The sequence below is a fragment of the Enterococcus avium genome, assembly GCF_002891025.1.
Lineage (GTDB): Bacteria > Bacillota > Bacilli > Lactobacillales > Enterococcaceae > Enterococcus_A > Enterococcus_A avium.
Map to the genome: position 1 here is coordinate 631546 of NZ_NBSL01000002.1, position 16261 is coordinate 647806.

Below are 16261 nucleotides of genomic sequence, written 5' to 3' on the forward strand. Positions count from 1 at the left end.
TCACAACGATTCAGTTTTACCGCTTTAGTGGAATGATACATGCGATGAAGATCAAACCTATTTTTCTTTGAAGAATAGATTCGTTAATATGAATTAGGAGGAAAGTTAAAATGAGTAAAGAAATGCTGAATGCGTTGGATACTCTAGAAGCAGAAAAAGGTATTTCGAAAGAAATCGTAATTGATGCATTGGAAGCGGCATTAGTATCTGCTTACAAACGTCATTACGGACAATCTCAAAATGTTGAAGTGGAATTCAATGAAAAGAAAGGTGATATTCATGTTTATGCCGTGAAAGAAGTAACGGAAGAAGTCATGGATTCACAATTGGAAGTGTCATTGAAAGATGCGATGGAAATCAATCCAGCGTATGAAATTGGTGATACGATCCGTTTTGAAGTAACACCAAAGGATTTTGGTCGAATTGCTGCTCAGACGGCAAAACAAGTAATTTTACAACGTGTCCGTGAAGCAGAACGCAGTATTATCTATAACGAATACAGCGCCTACGAAAAAGATATTATGCAAGGTGTAGTAGAACGTCAAGATAATCGCTACATCTATGTAAACTTAGGGAAGATTGAAGCCGTTCTATCAAAACAAGACCAAATGCCAAATGAGCATTATAAACCTCATGATCGTATTAAAGTGTATGTTTCACGAGTAGAAAATACGTCAAAAGGCCCGCAAGTATTTGTAAGTCGTAGTCACCCTGATTTGTTGCGCCGCTTATTTGAACAGGAAATTCCAGAAGTCTATGATGGAATTGTAGAGATTGTCAGCATTGCTCGTGAGGCTGGTGATCGTGCAAAAGTTGCTGTTCGTTCAACAGATCCTAACATTGATCCAGTTGGAACCTGTGTGGGACCAAAAGGACAACGTGTACAAGCAATTGTAAATGAATTAAAAGGTGAGAACATGGACATTGTTGAGTGGGATGAAGATCCAGCAGTATTTATCGCAAACTCCTTAAATCCTGCGCAAGTAGAAGATGTTATCTTTGATATCGACAATCCAAAAGTTTGCACCGTAGTAGTTCCGGATTATCAGTTGTCGTTAGCTATCGGTAAGCGTGGGCAAAACGCTCGTTTAGCGGCTAAATTAACGGCTCACAAGATTGATATTAAATCAGAGTCTGATATGGAAGAATTTTATGCGAACTATGATGAATCAGAAGTAGAAGAAATCGTAACTGAGATTGAAGAAATCACTTCAGAAGTAGAAGCGATTGAAACTGAAGTTGAAGATATTGAATCAGAAGCGGAAGTTACAGTTGATAATATGATTGAAGACGAAGAAAACATTGCTTCTGATCAAACGGACCAATAATTCATTAGGAGGACAGCAAATGAAAAAAAGAAAAGTTCCTTTGCGAAAATCGGTCGTTTCCGGTGAAATGTTCCCAAAGAAAGAATTGATTCGAATCGCTAAATCCAAAGAAGGAGAAGTTTCCATTGATCCTTCAGGTAAGAAACCAGGACGAGGTGCTTATGTTGCGCTAGAACCAGCTGAAGTCGAGGAAGCATGGAAAAAACATATCTTGGACCGTACGCTTGGCACCGAATTAAGTGATGATTTTTATCAAGAACTACTTGATTATGTGAAACACCAAAAAGCCAGAAAAGAGCTCTTCGGCAATGAATAAACAGAAGGCCTTGAACATGTTAGGCCTTGCAATGCGTGCAGGCAAACTGATCACAGGAGAAGAAATGACAATTAATGAGATTCGCAAAAGGAAAGTAAATCTCGTTATTGTCACCATTGATGCGAGTGAAAACACTCAAAAGAAAGTATCAGATAAAAGTAAGTATTATCAAACGACATGTTTTGTCGAATTTACTCAAGGGGAGATTTTAGGCGCGATTGGCAAACCTAGAAAAGTAATCGGGGTTTTAGACCAAGGATTCGCCGACAAAATTATGACGTTAATAACAGGTTAGGAAGGTGATTGCATGGGAAATAAAAGAGTATACGAATTTGCAAAAGAAGTGAATCAATCAAGTAAGGATGTTGTAGAAAAAGCACAAACTTTGGGGATTGATGTGAAAAATCATATGGGTTCATTATCCGGGGATGATGAATCAAAATTGAAACAAGCTTTTTCTAGCAAACCGAAACAAAATACTCAGGCAAAACCATCAGCTAACCAGCACGAAAAACCAAAATTCCATGGAAAGAGCTCGAAGAACAACCCAAATTTCCAGAATAGAAAAGGAAATAAAGAATTGACACAAAACAATAGACAGAACAACTCAGCGAACGCAAACCGTTCAAACCAAGGACACCAACGTCCAGCACAAGGCAACGCAAACAATGCACAACGCCAAAATCAAGGGCAACGTCCAGCACAAGGCAATGCAAACAATGCGCAGCGTCAAAATCAAGGGCAACGTCCAGCACAAGGCAATGCAAACAATGCGCAGCGTCAAAATCAAGGGCAACGTCCAGCACAAGGCAATACAAACAATGCACAGCGTCAAAATCAAGGGCAACGCCCAGCACAAAGCAATACAAACAATGCGCAGCGTCAAAACCAAGGGCAACGCCCATCACAAAGCAATACAAACAATGCGCAGCGTCAAAATCAAGGACAGCGCCCAACACAAGGCAACGCAAATAATGCGCAACGCCAAAACCAAGGACAGCGTTCAGCACAAAATAGTCAAGGAGCGCGACCAAATCAAAATGGCTCAAATCAGGGCCAACGTTCGAACCAAGGCGGATCAACGCAAGGCGGCAACCAAAATCGCAACAAAAACAATTATGGCAACCAAAACCGTAACAATAATTTTGGCGGCAATCAAAATCGCAATAAAAACAAATTCAATAAAAAAGGTAAAAAAGGTAGACAGCAACAAAGTAATAAGCCTGCTGTTCCACCACGTAAATTCCGCGAATTGCCAGAAGTATTGGAATATACAGAAGGCATGAACGTAGCAGACATCGCGAAGAAGATTCATCGCGAACCAGCTGAGATCATCAAAAAATTATTTATGATGGGAGTTATGGTCAATCAAAACCAACCATTAGATAAAGATACAATTGAACTGTTAGCTACGGATTATGGAATTGAACCACAAGAAAAAGTAACTATTGATATAGCTGATATTGATCGATTCTTCGATGCAGAAGATGTAAACGAAGAAAATTTAGTTTCTCGTCCACCAGTCGTAACTATTATGGGGCACGTTGACCATGGTAAAACGACGTTACTAGATACCTTGCGTCATTCTCGCGTAACAAGCGGAGAAGCAGGTGGAATCACACAGCATATTGGTGCATATCAAATTGATATTGACGGCAAACCGATTACTTTCTTGGATACACCAGGGCATGCTGCCTTTACAAGTATGCGTGCGCGTGGAGCAAGTATCACAGATATTACTATTTTAGTCGTAGCAGCTGATGATGGTGTAATGCCGCAAACAATCGAAGCAATCAACCATGCCAAAGCAGCGAAAGTACCAATTATTGTAGCAGTTAATAAGGTTGATAAACCTGGTGCCAATCCACAACATGTAATGCAAGAATTAAGTGAGTATGAACTGATTCCTGAAGCATGGGGCGGTGATACAATTTTTGTTGAAATTTCAGCAAAATTCAATCAAAATATCGACGAACTATTAGAAATGATTCTATTGGTTGCTGAAGTAGAAGACTTGAAAGCTGATCCAACGCAACACGGAATCGGAACAGTTATCGAAGCTCGCTTAGATAAAGGAAAAGGACCTGTAGCAACATTATTGGTTCAACAAGGTACGATGAGAGTCGGCGACCCAATCGTTGTTGGGAACACATATGGTCGTGTTCGTGTTATGACGAATGATATTGGCCGTCGTGAAAAATCTGCTGGACCAGCGACACCAGTAGAAATTACTGGGTTGAATGATGTACCTCAAGCTGGGGATCGTTTTGCGATCTTTGAAGATGAAAAAACAGCTCGTGCAGCCGGTGAAGAACGGGCAAAACGTGCGTTGCTTGAACATCGCAGTGCAAGTGCTCGTGTAACATTGGACAACCTATTTGAATCTCTTAAAGAGGGCGAATTGAAGGAAGTCAATGTAATCATCAAAGCCGATGTGCAAGGATCTGCCGAAGCATTAGCAGCTTCATTGAAAAAAATTGATGTTGAAGGTGTGCGTGTGAAGATCGTTCACTCAGCTGTAGGTGCTATCAATGAAAGTGATGTTACCCTGGCAGCAGCAAGTAATGCGATCATTATCGGGTTTAATGTTCGTCCTACACCACAAGCAAAACAGCAAGCTTCAACCGAAGAAGTTGACATTCGTCTACACCGAATTATCTATAAAGCAATCGAAGAAATCGAGACAGCGATGAAAGGTATGCTTGATCCTGAATACGAAGAAAAGATTACTGGTCAAATGACTGTACGCGAAACGTATAAAGTTTCTAAGGTTGGTACAATCGCAGGATGTTACGTTAACGAAGGATCTATCCAACGTGATAGCGGTGTGCGTATTATTCGTGATGGAATCGTAATTCTCGAGGGCAAACTTGCCAGCTTGAAACGTTTCAAAGATGATGTGAAAGAAGTTAAAATGGGTTATGAATGTGGTGCTATGATCGAAAACTTTAATGATATTAAAGTTGATGATGTGATCGAAGGATTCATTATGGAAGAAATCAAGCCTAAATAGTATTACAATTCCACTTCCTACTGATAAATGTAGGAAGTGGAACAGTATCTGCTGAAATTTCATCCATTATTCGTGACTATTAAAATTTTAGTTAGTGGAAATAGAAGGAGGCAGTCGTTATGCCAAATTATCGTGACCGTCGTCTGGCTCAAGAAATTTTGAAGGAAGTCAATGACATCTTACGAAAAAAAGTTCGTGATCCACGCGTTCAAGACGTGAACATTACAGATGTTCACGTGACTGGAGACTTGCAACAAGCGACGATTTATTACAGTTTGTTATCTGATAAAGCATCAGATAAAGAAAAGGCACAAGAAGGTTTGAACAAAGCACGGGGATTGGTTCGGCGCGAACTAGGCCATGCTTTGTCAATCTACAAGACACCAGAATTGTTTTTTGAATTGGATGAATCAGTTGAATATGGCTCTAAGATTGATCAAATGATCCGCGACTTAAATAAAGAATAAATTTGTTAGAACCTGAGATTTTTTTCAGGTTCTTTTTTGCATTATTGAGTAAATCCTGTTAAAGTGTATGCAGTTTGTAAATAATCCTTTTGCTGGATATTTTCAAGGAGGCAGAGTCTAGAATGACCACGGAATTTGAAGAACGGATGAAGGAACTCCATAAGGAATTTGAAAACTTAAGTCCAGAAGAACGCAAAGCCGTTAAACAAAAAATAAAAAGAATTAATGTTTTAACCTCTCGTAAATTAGAGCGGATGAAACATGATTTACTGCGTATGGAAACCAAGCGTGCACAGCTTTCGTTAGATGGCGAATCACAAGAATTGTCCGAATTGGAAGATCGGATTATTAATAAGAAAAGAGAGTTCTTAAAATTATTATTTAAGGCAAAAGAAAATTGTTCCAAGAGGTGAGTGAATGGGCCTAATTGAGATTATCATCATTTTAGCCATTGCCATTACCTTGTCGAATGTTTTAGCAAAAGTTTTCCCGTCTTTCCCGATTTTTATGATCCAGATTATCCTCGGCATTATCCTCGGACTTACGGAAGTTGGTAGCTCGATCAATTTTGAACCAGAGGTATTTCTTGTAATGATTATTGCCCCGCTTTTGTTTCGTGAAGGGGAAACTGCTGATATCCCTTCAATCTTGAAGCATTTTGGCTTAATATTGCTGCTGGCTTTTGGCGGCGTCATCTTTACATTATTTGGATTGGGATTTGTTCTGCATAGTATTTTGCCAGCGATTCCATTGGCTGCTTGTTTGGCTTTTGGGGCTTCCTTGGGTCCAACCGATGCAGTAGCAGTTAGTTCGTTAGCAAAGCGCTTAAATATTCCTGAATCAGTCATGCACGTTTTAGAAGGGGAAGGATTAATCAACGATGCAACAGGTGTTACAGCCTTTCAGTTTGCCGTAGCCGCATTGCTAACCGGACAATTTTCGGCAGCTGATGCTTCGATATCCTTGCTCGAATCAAGCGTTGTAGGTGTACTGGTTGGTCTAGTGATCATTTGGGTCAAAAATGAAGTCATAAAAATTATTGAGCGAATCTCTGCACAAGATGTGTCGGCGTATCTGCTGATTGAATTAATACTTCCATTCGTCGCTTATTTTATTGCTGAATTGTTTCATGCGTCAGGAATTATCGCAGCGGTTGTGACGGGTGTATTGCAGGCCACCGGCTTCCGTCGTGTAAATCTATTTGAGGCACAGCTTTCCAATGTAACTGAAAGCTCGTGGAGTACGATTAGCTTTATGTTGAATGCATTGGTTTTCATTTTTTTGGGAATTGAACTTTCTCAAGTTTTTTCTCCTGTGTGGAATAGTCGAAATTATTCCAATGTGCATTTGTTAGGGATTGTATTATTATTGACAGCCTTACTATTTGTTTTACGCTTTTTATTCGTTAGCGGCTATTACATTGTGACTCAAGGCTGGAAGAAAAATCATGAACAGCTGAGAGACCGCTTGCTGTTAACCTTTGGTGGTGTCAAAGGAACAGTTAGTATCGCAACTATTTTTATTTTACCAACAACGATCAATGGATTGGAGTTTCCTGAGAGATCTTTACTGCTGTTTATCACCGCCTGTGTGACTTTTCTAACATTGATTATCGGAATGATTTTATTACCAATCTTATCTGAAGGTGAAGTGGTACCGCCAACTGATCCTAAACGAATGTTAATTTTACGGGAAGTAATTAGCGAGCTTTACGAAGATTTGGATAATAAAAAATTGAATGAAAAAGAACGCTTTGCACTGCTTGCGGTGATCGCAAATTATCAAGGAAGAATCCAAACGCTCTTCAATAATTCGATGCCGGAAAGTGCGCAACAAGAATTTCAAGAAATCCAAGCGTTGATTATTTCAGTTGAACGAGATGGATTAGATGAAAGTTTTAGAAGACATCAGATCAATTCAGGTGCGTATCGGTTGTATTCTCGTTTCATTTCAAATGTGTCTGAGTCAGTGACAAAACAGATGCTGTCATTGCTTAGCTTTTGGTTAATTTTTGTACGGCGGATTATTCGTATTATCATGCATCCAAAAATGTTTTGGGAACGTCGGCAAAAGCGTAAAGAGACGGTTGATAACGAAGATATTTCAACTCTTAGAAAAATCTTTATTCGCAATAGTGAAGCTATTTTGGATAGTTTGGAAAATCTACGGGATGTTTATGATGAGGACTTGATTGATTTCTTTGTGGATGAACGAAAAAATTTGATGAATCAGGTCAGTGGACATGGTTTATTTGGTACTTATTTGATTCAGCAAGATCCACTTTATGCGAAAGAATTGATACGCGGATTTTATTTAGAGAGAAAGATTATTGATAAATATGAAGTAAGCGAAGATATCACCAATTTTTCAGCAAATAATTATCGTGATCAAGTTAATCAATTAGAGTCTTACGCTATGCAGCAGCGATCAGAACCAAGTATTTCATTTGTGATCAGTCGACAACGACAAAAGAAAAAAGCAAAAGAAAAGAAATATTAACCGTCAACTTGGCGGTTTTTTCTTTGGCATTAATAAAAGATCAGGTAAATATCTTCAGAGAGTTGGCTGGTTATTTCTTAGATTAGCTATGCTATAATGGGAGCGTTGATTATAAATAGAAATGAGGAAACAGCGATGGACGGTATCTTGCCGTTATGGAAAGAGCGCGGCATGACAAGTCATGACTGTGTCTTTAAATTACGAAAAATTTTACAAACAAAAAAGGTTGGTCATGGGGGAACTTTGGATCCTGACGTCGATGGGGTATTACCTATCTGTATTGGTAAGGGAACCAAGGTGATCGAATATTTACAAGATAGTGGGAAAATTTATGAAGGTGAGATTACGTTGGGCTTTTCTACAACTACAGAAGATCGCAGTGGTGAAATAGTAGAGAAAAAAGCAGTAGACCGCCCTTTAACTGAAGCTGAAATTGATCGAGTAATGGCTGCTTTTATCGGGAAAATCAAGCAGATACCACCAATGTATTCAGCGGTTAAAGTCAACGGGAAAAGATTGTATGAGTATGCGCGTGCTGGTGAAACGGTAGATCGCCCTGAACGGGAAGCGGAGATTGAGAGTTTTAAACGTACGACTGCTCCGATTTATAATGAAGAAGCAAAAACTCAGAGTTGGAGATTTCAAGTTACTTGCGGGAAAGGTACTTATGTACGGACCTTGGCTGTTGATCTTGGGGCAAAGCTAGACTATCCTGCTCATATGTCCGATCTTACTCGTTTAGTCAGCGGCGGTTTTTCAGTGGGACAGGCAGTCACATTGTCGCAAGTTAGCGAATTGATGGAAAAAGGTCAGATCAATCAAGCATTGCAACCGATTGAAGAGGCAATGAAGGAATTTCCGCGAATTGACTTAACAGATGCTGCTTGGCAAAAGGTAAAAAATGGACAAGTTCTATCTATGAAATCTTTTGGAATCAAAAAGATGCCAGCTGATCTGATCGCATTTTTTTATCAAGGAAAATTAGTTAGTCTTTACGGACAACACCCAGAAAAAAACTGGCTTTTGAAACCAAGCAAAGTAATTCGAAACGAGATTGCTCAAGTTCCTCAGGCTTAGTAGCTGAGGAAAAATAAATACAATAATATGAATTAGGATGTCAATCCAACTTTTGGCAGTGATTAAAGAGGAAAAGCCCAATCTGATTACGATTAGGAAAAATGTATGTATAGTTGGATGATATACGGCATGAAAATCAGACTTATTTTTCTTCAAGAAAAATAAATACAATAATATGAATTAGGAGGCACACTAAATGGAAATTGTTAAATTACGGCATCCATATAAATCAGAGGAAATTCCTGTTGGAGATTGTGTGTTGGTGTTAGGATTTTTTGATGGTGTTCATCGTGGTCATCAAGAAGTCATCAATACTGGTAAAAAAATTGCGAAAGAAAAAAATTTAAAATTAGCTGTGATGACGTTTAATCAGCATCCGGCAATTGTTTTTCAACAAGTACAGAGCAAGCCGATTCAATATCTTTCGACTTTGAAGCAGAAAGAAGAACGGATGTCCGAGCTGGGTGTTGATTTGTTATACGAGGTAGCCTTCACATCTTCGTTCGCTGCGTTAAGTCCTCAAGAGTTTGTCGATCAATACATCGTAGGGCTACACGCAAAAGTGGCAGTCTCAGGTTTTGATTACAATTTTGGAAAAGACCAAACGGCTGATGCCGAAAACTTACCTAACTATGCGAAAGAGCGCTTTGAGGTAGTAATTGTTGCTAAAAAAACAGAAGAACACGAGACTGAAAAAATTAGTTCTTCGCGAATTCGCCGGTTATTGTCTGAGGGGCGTCTAGACGAGGCCAATCATTTACTTGGCTATATTTATGAGATTAGCGGAACGGTGATTCATGGCGAAGCACGGGGTCGAAAACTTGGTTATCCGACAGCCAACATCCAAGTACCCGATGATATGAAATTGCCAAAAGAAGGCGTTTATGTCAATGAAATTCAAATTGGCGATCAATGGTATCCAGCGATGGGCTCGATAGGTCATAATGATACTTTTGGAACCAATCGTATGTTGACAGTTGAGATCAATATTTTAGACTTTAATGAAGAAATTTATGGTGAAAAAGTTAAGGTACGTTGGTATCATATGTTGCGGGGACAAGTAGCTTTTGAATCCGTTGAAGGATTGATTCAGCAGCTTGAGATAGACGAAAAGGCCACCAGAGAATATTTTAAGGGTTAAGTAAGTAGGACATTCAAAAATGAGTGTCCTTTTTTGTTTCCACCATTTATAGTTAACGTTTTTTTATTAGAGAATAGCAATCTATTAAATTGTGTAAATTCTAGTATTTTGATGGTTATTTGTTAGTATAAAATAAAAAGGAGTTTTTTTGATGGAAAATTCTTGGTATATTCGCCCTTATCAAGAGGAGGATGCAGAGGATTTATTTAAAATGATGGAAAAGGAGTCTGATTGGACAGATTATTGTAATGGTGAAGGGAAGAAAAAATACGCGCGAGTTTTATTGACATCAATAACTTATTTACTTTTTGAGAAAGAAAAGATTTGTGGGTATGTTCGTTGCCGAGAAGATGATGGTTTTGGCGTATATGTTTATGATTTATTAGTAGATGCTGATTGTCGTGGAAAGAGCTATGGTCGCTTTTTAATGGAGCAAGCCTGCAAAGATTTCCCTGAACAAACGGTATATGTTATGAGCGATGTTGATCCCTATTACGAAAAGCAAGGTTATCAAAAAGAGGGAACGATTTTCATAGTAAGGCCGCAATAAAAGTATGAAAAGCTGTTGACTCTCCCTTAACAGGAGACAGTATTCTGTTAATGAAAGGGGAGGATCATCGTGAGTGTAGCTATTACAGCTGATCAATTAACTAAAGAAATCAAAGGTAGGAAAATCGTCAACCAACTCTCCTTCACCATCAATAAGGGTGAAGTTTTTGGTTTATTGGGGCCAAATGGAGCGGGGAAAACGACCACTATTGAAACACTGTTGGGTATTAAACGGCCTGATTATGGATCAGCAAAAATTTTAGGATTAGATCCACGTAAGCGAAGACGAGAAGTTTTCGAAAAAGTTGGAGTTCAGCTGCAATCTTCCAGCTATCAAAATAATATTCACGTGAATGAGCTATGTCGAGAATTGGCTAGTTTATATCAAAAACCTAGAGATTACCGTGAGTTGTTGAGATTGTTTAAATTAGAGAAGTTTAAAAAGCAACCTGTTGAGAAGCTTTCAGGCGGAGAAAAACAAAAGCTCTCGATCGTGTTAGCCTTGATTCCTGATCCAGAGATTATTTTCTTGGACGAGTTAACGACTGGATTAGATACGGAGGCACGCAGAACGGTTTGGCAGACTTTGCTAAAATTAAAGAAGACCAATTTAACAATCTTTTTGACGACGCATTATATGGAAGAAGCTGAAATTCTATGTGATCGTATTTGCCTCATTAAGAATGGCAGCATTGTCGTTGAAGGAAGTATTCCAGAATTATTGGCGGAGAGTTCTCAGAGTAATTTAGAAGACGCGTATCTTTGGTTTGTAGGGGAGGACGAAGATGAATAAGGTAATCAATTTGGCAAAGGTTGAAGGAAAATTGGCGATTCGTTCTATTGATGGGATTTTATTCGGGATTGGAATGCCTCTAGGTGTATTGCTATTGACGACCATGATTGCTGGAAATAAGCAGGCGGGAAATACATCCTATACTTTTTTAGACAGCAGTTTTAGCTCGCTTTTAGTCGTTGGCATTTGCGCCACTGCATTTATGGGAATTCCATTAACAATTTGTGATTATCGCGACAAGAAAATATTGAAGCACTTTTTCGTGACACCCGCTTCACCTGGACATTTAATCGCAACTCAGGTGTTAGTAGCTATGACAACGGCGATTATTTCTGCAGGACTCGTTGCATTGGCAGCCATCGTCTTTCTTGATTATCGAATGCAGGGTAATTGGCTCTTATTGATTGCTAGTTATTTTTTAGTTATGATTGCTATGTACAGTTTGGGATTATTGATTGCAAGTCTATGTAAAAATATGAAGATCGCAAACCTTGTGTGCAGTCTGGTTTATTTTCCGATGCTCTTTTTATCTGGCGCAGTGATTCCCTTTGAAATTTTTCCAAGAGGGATGCAGAAAGTAGCCAGCGTGCTTCCTTTAACCCAAGGTGTTCAATTGTTAAAAAGCGTCAGTCTAAATCAACCAGTTGGAAATCCACAATTTGTCATAATATTGTTGAGTGTAATTTCGATTGTGGGATTCGGTTTAGCAGCGAAATTCTTTCGCTGGGAATAGCCAGAAATTAGGGGGAAAAGAAGTGGATCACGAATGTGAAAAAGTTGAAGAAAAATTATACCGCATTGGTATGTTCTCTAAAATGAATCAGGTTACAATCAAAGCACTACGCTATTACGATGAAGTGGGGCTGCTTCGCCCCCGTTTTATCGATCCTGATAACGGCTACCGCTACTATAGTTCGAGTCAATTAGAACCTCTGCATCGTTTGCTCGCATTACGCAGAATTGGCTATAGTATAGAAGAAATTAAACGTGTACAAGATGGCGAAAGTGAGCAGCGGATATTACAAAGAAAAAAGCAGCAGCTGATGAAGGAAATTTCTGATCGAATGTCGATGCTTTCTCAGATTGAAGGGTATTTGCAGCAAGAGGATGATAATTATCATATGGTGATTAAACGATTACCAGAAGTCATCGTTGCATCAATGAGGAAAATCATTCCCAGCTTTGAAGCTCTTTCATCAATGATTCCTGAGATGGGCTCACAGATGGAGAAGGCTGGTTGTGTCTGTGCATTGCCTGAATACTGCTTCAATATTTATCATGATGCTGGATATAAAGAAGAGAACATCGATATTGAAGTCTGTGAATCCGTAGTTGAAATGAAAGAAGAAACGGATGAATTAAAATTTAAGAGGATGGATGAAGTGCCTCAAGCAGTCTGTACAATGCACAAAGGTCCTTATGAAAATATTCCTAGAGCATTCGCAGCAGCGATTAAATTTGTTGAGGATAATGATTATGAGATTATTGGTTCTATTCGAGAAAGTTATATCGATGGTATGTGGAATAAAGATAGTGAAGATGATTGGCTGACGGAAATTCAAATACCTGTAAAAAAAACTGAGAAATCGTTGCAATAATTTCTCTCAGATTATAGACAAAAAAGTTCTAAACTCATATTTTGAGTTTGGAACTTTTTTGATTGATTTCGTTGATTATGACAGTTTAAGGTTTAGCAAGAATAGTTCGTGAAGGTTAATTAATTCATTAATTAAAGCAAGAATAAGTTCATTTAACCATCTTTTATAGCAATTTTTTTCACATTTTTTGAAGAATAATGAATATTAGCAATTGTCCAGATAAATTGGTTGTGTTACGCTAAATTTAGTTTCATGAAAACGTTCTACAAAAAAACAGAAAGAAGGAATTGTAATGACAAAGGATCGGTTTGTAAGGGTTTATTCTCAAGGAAAATTGGATGCGATCATGATTTTTGTTGATCGAAAGACGGGTGTGAATTATATGTTCAATAAAGTAGGCTACGCTGGGGGATTGACACCGTTGTTAGTTAAAGATGGCAAACCAGTGATCACACCGATTGAAGAGTTAGATAAATAGCAGATAGCACTAGCGAACAAGCCTGCATCTAAAAGATATGCTACTATTTTCTTATAAAGATGATGGCGGCATGAAAATCAGATTTATTTAAATAAGGGGTGAGTTAGATGCATGCTTGGGATGCTATTCAAAGGTCAGTGGATTATGTGGAAGAAAATATCAAGGAAGAGCTATCAATCGAAGAATTAGCAAAGGTATCTTATCTATCGGTATACTATTTTCAAAAATTATTTAACCGTTTGGTTGGAAAAACAGTTAATGAGTATATCAAAGCGAGAAGAGTAGCAAATGCTAAATCGTTGTTGAAGACCGATAAACGGATCGCTGACATAGCTTGTGAATTCGGTTTTAATAGTCATGAGACATTTACAAAAGCTTTCAAAGAAATATATGGTGTTACGCCGGAGACTTATCGTAAAAATGATCTGTTATTGACGGATTTTTTAAAGCCGGATCTATCGATTTATTATACGGTGGTGGATGAAGGGGTGCCGTTAGTGGTAGACGATCTAGTTCTTGAAGTAAACAGGCGAGAACTGGCAAAAACCGAATACTATACTGGATTTTCCAGACAAGTCGAGTCGCGTGAAATGAACAAAGTAGGAGTCAATGTATTGATTGAGTTATGGGATGAATTTCATGAGAAACAAGAAACGATTCCTAATTTAATTGAGAATGGGGTACAGATTGACTGCTTTACGAGTGATACCACTCCTGAAAAAGTCCAATATTTTGTAGGTGGATTATCGGATGCTCAAACCTTGACGAATTATAATCACTATCAAATGAACCCTGGAATCTACTATGTTTGCACGTTTGAAGCGGAAAACTTCAAGTATCTGGTAGAAGATGCTTTGTACAAGGCAAACGACTATTTCTTTGGGACTTGGCTCAAAAGGCATGGAATAGAAATGGAGAATATGGCTCCTTTTCTAGTGCAAAAATATGTAAATGTAACAGATGAGCCAAAGATCGAAATATGGATTAAACCAACCAAAGACTTAGAAGTAAGTTGATACAAAAAAGCTTCGGATCATTCATACTGATCCGAAGCTTTTTAATTCTTCTTTTCTTTACTGATTGAAATCGACATTTCTTTATGAAGGACATAGCCCCAAAAAATACCAGTTAATTGTGTCATCAAAAAGAGAACGATCAATGGGATTGCCGCTATAAAAGGCGAAGTGGAATGATATAGGCTGACTAAAGGACTCTTAAAAATAATTAATGAGCAGCTCAATATGATATTGACGAGATTACCAAAAACCAATAAGGATAGCTGCTTAGTAATTTTTGCATAAAAGCCAATCAGTATGGTAAGGAGCAGAAATAGAAAAATCCCTATGATTGAATCAAATAAGTAATCAACTGCTAAAGATAGATGAACATAGGGAATTAAATAGAAAACAAAGGGTACACGCATGATTGTTTTCTTACTCATTGTAGGGATCACCTCGACAATCATTTATTGTATGGTTATTTTATGATTGTTAAATGGTCAATTCAACACAAAACAGTAAAATACTATGGATAATGAAAGTTCTTTTATACTGTTATCAATAAATCATAAGTTATTTAGAGCTAAATTTTTTTATTTTAAAATGGTTTTTACGATTCTAAAAAAGAAAGAGACATTAAATTAGTAAACTTCTAAAAAGGGAGTGTAAGTATTGAAATAAATCATGTAAGAATGACGATTCTTTTCAAATCACTAGCATGGAGCCGATATTTTTCCTTTACTATCTGAGCTTTTGTGATAATATGATTAGAAATGGAGGGGTTATATGAATAAATTGCAAGATCGATTTAACAAAAATGTCTATGAAATCGCCGTCTCATTGATTCGTCAATTTGATGAAAAAGTCTCTGGAATTCCTAATATGTTGAAGTTGACGTTAGGAGAGCCGGATTTTAATACCCCTGAACACGTGAAAGAAGCAGGGCAACAGGCGATTAAAGATAATTTTAGTCATTATACTGGCATGTCGGGTCTAATTGATGTTCGAGAAGCAGCGAGTCGATTTTTATCTGAAAAATATACGGTCAATTATCAACCTACAACTGAAGTTTTGGTGACAGTAGGGGCAACGGAAGCGTTGTCGGCAAGTTTGTTATCAATTTTGGAGGCTGGTGATAAGGTATTGCTTCCGGCTCCGACTTATCCAGGCTATGAGCCATTAATCTTATTAGCAGGTGCTGAACCTGTTTATATTGATACGCGGGAAACAGGTTTTGTTTTAACGCCGGAACAAATCGATCAGGCAATGGAAGAACACGGCGATAAGGTGAAAGCAATCATCATTACATCGCCATCAAATCCTACAGGCGTTGCCTATAATGAAGCAGAAGTATCTGCTTTAAGTGAAACCTTGAAAAAGTACCCAATTTTTGTGATCAGTGATGAAATTTATAGTGAATTAAATTATGAAACGAAGCATGTTTCATTTGGAAAATATTTACGCGACCAAACAATCGTCATCAATGGGTTATCAAAATCTCATGCGATGACAGGCTGGCGAATCGGATTTATTTTTGCTCCAGCAGAATTGGTAGAACAAATAATTAAAGTTCATCAGTATTTAGTTACAGCGGCTTCAACGATCTCGCAAAAGGCCGCGGTTCGGGCATTAGTTCAGGGAATTTCTGATGCAGAGGTCATGCGGGAAGAATACCGAGAACGTCGGGATTATGTCTATCAAGCAATGACGAAACTGGGATTTGAGGTGGCACGTCCGTCAGGAGCCTTCTACATTTTTGCGAAGATTCCAGCTGAATATGAGCAAGATTCAATGGCTTTTTGTATTGATTTAGCTGAAAAAAATCAATTAGCAATTATCCCAGGAATTGCCTTCGGACCTGAAGGTGAAGGCTATGTTCGGATTAGTTATGCTGCTTCAATGGAGAGTTTGGTTGAAGCCATGAACCGTTTGTCAACCTACCTAGGAAAATAAAAAGAAACGATCAAATCTTTTTAGGTTTGATCGTTTCTTTTTGCCGAATAC

17 protein-coding genes are annotated in these 16261 nt (G+C 38.2%); 16 read left to right on the plus strand and 1 reads right to left on the minus strand.

Going from position 1 to position 16261, the window contains the following annotated elements:
* Positions 1-110 precede the first annotated feature (110 nt).
* The 15 genes from nusA (at position 111) to AUF14_RS03265 (ending at position 14275) form a co-directional block, all read left to right on the plus strand.
* Positions 111-1328 carry a transcription termination factor NusA gene (gene nusA / locus AUF14_RS03195; RefSeq protein WP_016180709.1) on the plus strand — a complete coding sequence of 406 codons (1218 nt, stop codon included), beginning with the start codon at positions 111-113 and terminating at the stop codon, positions 1326-1328.
* Positions 1329-1347: 19 nt separating this feature from the next.
* Positions 1348-1644, plus strand: a complete 297-nt coding sequence (rnpM, locus tag AUF14_RS03200; RefSeq protein ID WP_010780369.1) for an RNase P modulator RnpM — start codon at positions 1348-1350, stop codon at positions 1642-1644.
* Positions 1637-1939, plus strand: coding sequence for a L7Ae/L30e/S12e/Gadd45 family ribosomal protein (locus AUF14_RS03205; protein ID WP_034876266.1), 303 nt, complete (start codon positions 1637-1639; stop codon positions 1937-1939). Before rnpM ends, AUF14_RS03205 begins: the two co-directional genes overlap by 8 nt.
* Positions 1940-1951: 12 nt before the next feature.
* A complete protein-coding gene (gene infB / locus AUF14_RS03210) occupies positions 1952-4657 on the plus strand; it encodes a translation initiation factor IF-2 (RefSeq protein WP_016252569.1) in 2706 nt (901 codons plus the stop codon).
* A gap of 119 nt (positions 4658-4776) precedes the next feature.
* A complete protein-coding gene (gene rbfA / locus AUF14_RS03215) occupies positions 4777-5124 on the plus strand; it encodes a 30S ribosome-binding factor RbfA (RefSeq protein WP_016180713.1) in 348 nt (115 codons plus the stop codon).
* Positions 5125-5246: 122 nt separating this feature from the next.
* Positions 5247-5537, plus strand: a complete 291-nt coding sequence (locus AUF14_RS03220) for a hypothetical protein (protein ID WP_016180714.1) — start codon at positions 5247-5249, stop codon at positions 5535-5537.
* A 4-nt stretch (positions 5538-5541) separates the two neighbouring features.
* A complete protein-coding gene (locus AUF14_RS03225; RefSeq protein ID WP_016180715.1) occupies positions 5542-7623 on the plus strand; it encodes a cation:proton antiporter in 2082 nt (693 codons plus the stop codon).
* 135 nt (positions 7624-7758) lie between these two features.
* The gene (gene truB / locus AUF14_RS03230; protein WP_049220362.1) at positions 7759-8700 is read left to right on the plus strand and encodes a tRNA pseudouridine(55) synthase TruB; all 942 of its coding nucleotides are present in this window, start codon (positions 7759-7761) and stop codon (positions 8698-8700) included.
* A 196-nt stretch (positions 8701-8896) separates the two neighbouring features.
* The gene (gene ribF, locus AUF14_RS03235) at positions 8897-9841 is read left to right on the plus strand and encodes a riboflavin biosynthesis protein RibF (protein ID WP_016180717.1); all 945 of its coding nucleotides are present in this window, start codon (positions 8897-8899) and stop codon (positions 9839-9841) included.
* A 151-nt stretch (positions 9842-9992) separates the two neighbouring features.
* Positions 9993-10391 carry a GNAT family N-acetyltransferase gene (locus tag AUF14_RS03240; RefSeq protein ID WP_016180718.1) on the plus strand — a complete coding sequence of 133 codons (399 nt, stop codon included), beginning with the start codon at positions 9993-9995 and terminating at the stop codon, positions 10389-10391.
* A 69-nt stretch (positions 10392-10460) separates the two neighbouring features.
* On the plus strand, positions 10461-11183 hold the full coding sequence (locus tag AUF14_RS03245; protein ID WP_016180719.1) for an ABC transporter ATP-binding protein: 723 nt from the start codon (positions 10461-10463) through the stop codon (positions 11181-11183).
* On the plus strand, positions 11176-11916 hold the full coding sequence (locus tag AUF14_RS03250; protein WP_016180720.1) for an ABC transporter permease: 741 nt from the start codon (positions 11176-11178) through the stop codon (positions 11914-11916). The genes AUF14_RS03245 and AUF14_RS03250 overlap by 8 nt, the downstream gene beginning before the upstream one ends.
* Positions 11917-11938: 22 nt before the next feature.
* Positions 11939-12781 carry a MerR family transcriptional regulator gene (locus AUF14_RS03255; RefSeq protein WP_082158476.1) on the plus strand — a complete coding sequence of 281 codons (843 nt, stop codon included), beginning with the start codon at positions 11939-11941 and terminating at the stop codon, positions 12779-12781.
* 292 nt (positions 12782-13073) lie between these two features.
* A complete protein-coding gene (locus AUF14_RS03260; RefSeq protein ID WP_016180722.1) occupies positions 13074-13259 on the plus strand; it encodes a DUF6440 family protein in 186 nt (61 codons plus the stop codon).
* Between the two features lie 107 nt (positions 13260-13366).
* Positions 13367-14275: a helix-turn-helix domain-containing protein gene (locus tag AUF14_RS03265; protein ID WP_016180723.1), complete on the plus strand. Its 909-nt coding sequence runs from the start codon at positions 13367-13369 to the stop codon at positions 14273-14275.
* A 41-nt stretch (positions 14276-14316) separates the two neighbouring features.
* Here the strand turns inward: AUF14_RS03265 and AUF14_RS03270 are convergent, their stop codons facing one another.
* Positions 14317-14700: a hypothetical protein gene (locus AUF14_RS03270; protein WP_016180724.1), complete on the minus strand. Its 384-nt coding sequence runs from the start codon at positions 14698-14700 to the stop codon at positions 14317-14319.
* 343 nt (positions 14701-15043) lie between these two features.
* Between AUF14_RS03270 and AUF14_RS03275 the strand changes: the two genes are divergently transcribed.
* The gene (locus tag AUF14_RS03275; RefSeq protein ID WP_016180725.1) at positions 15044-16210 is read left to right on the plus strand and encodes a pyridoxal phosphate-dependent aminotransferase; all 1167 of its coding nucleotides are present in this window, start codon (positions 15044-15046) and stop codon (positions 16208-16210) included.
* Positions 16211-16261: the final 51 nt, after the last annotated feature.

Coding starts and splice junctions, on each gene's coding strand:
- nusA (WP_016180709.1), top strand. CDS start 111: ATGAGTAAAGAAATGCTGAATGCGTTGGATACTCTAGAAGCAGAAAAA.
- rnpM (WP_010780369.1), top strand. CDS start 1,348: ATGAAAAAAAGAAAAGTTCCTTTGCGAAAATCGGTCGTTTCCGGTGAA.
- AUF14_RS03205 (WP_034876266.1), top strand. CDS start 1,637: ATGAATAAACAGAAGGCCTTGAACATGTTAGGCCTTGCAATGCGTGCA.
- infB (WP_016252569.1), top strand. CDS start 1,952: ATGGGAAATAAAAGAGTATACGAATTTGCAAAAGAAGTGAATCAATCA.
- rbfA (WP_016180713.1), top strand. CDS start 4,777: ATGCCAAATTATCGTGACCGTCGTCTGGCTCAAGAAATTTTGAAGGAA.
- AUF14_RS03220 (WP_016180714.1), top strand. CDS start 5,247: ATGACCACGGAATTTGAAGAACGGATGAAGGAACTCCATAAGGAATTT.
- AUF14_RS03225 (WP_016180715.1), top strand. CDS start 5,542: ATGGGCCTAATTGAGATTATCATCATTTTAGCCATTGCCATTACCTTG.
- truB (WP_049220362.1), top strand. CDS start 7,759: ATGGACGGTATCTTGCCGTTATGGAAAGAGCGCGGCATGACAAGTCAT.
- ribF (WP_016180717.1), top strand. CDS start 8,897: ATGGAAATTGTTAAATTACGGCATCCATATAAATCAGAGGAAATTCCT.
- AUF14_RS03240 (WP_016180718.1), top strand. CDS start 9,993: ATGGAAAATTCTTGGTATATTCGCCCTTATCAAGAGGAGGATGCAGAG.
- AUF14_RS03250 (WP_016180720.1), top strand. CDS start 11,176: ATGAATAAGGTAATCAATTTGGCAAAGGTTGAAGGAAAATTGGCGATT.
- AUF14_RS03260 (WP_016180722.1), top strand. CDS start 13,074: ATGACAAAGGATCGGTTTGTAAGGGTTTATTCTCAAGGAAAATTGGAT.
- AUF14_RS03265 (WP_016180723.1), top strand. CDS start 13,367: ATGCATGCTTGGGATGCTATTCAAAGGTCAGTGGATTATGTGGAAGAA.
- AUF14_RS03270 (WP_016180724.1), bottom strand. CDS start 14,700: ATGAGTAAGAAAACAATCATGCGTGTACCCTTTGTTTTCTATTTAATT.
- AUF14_RS03275 (WP_016180725.1), top strand. CDS start 15,044: ATGAATAAATTGCAAGATCGATTTAACAAAAATGTCTATGAAATCGCC.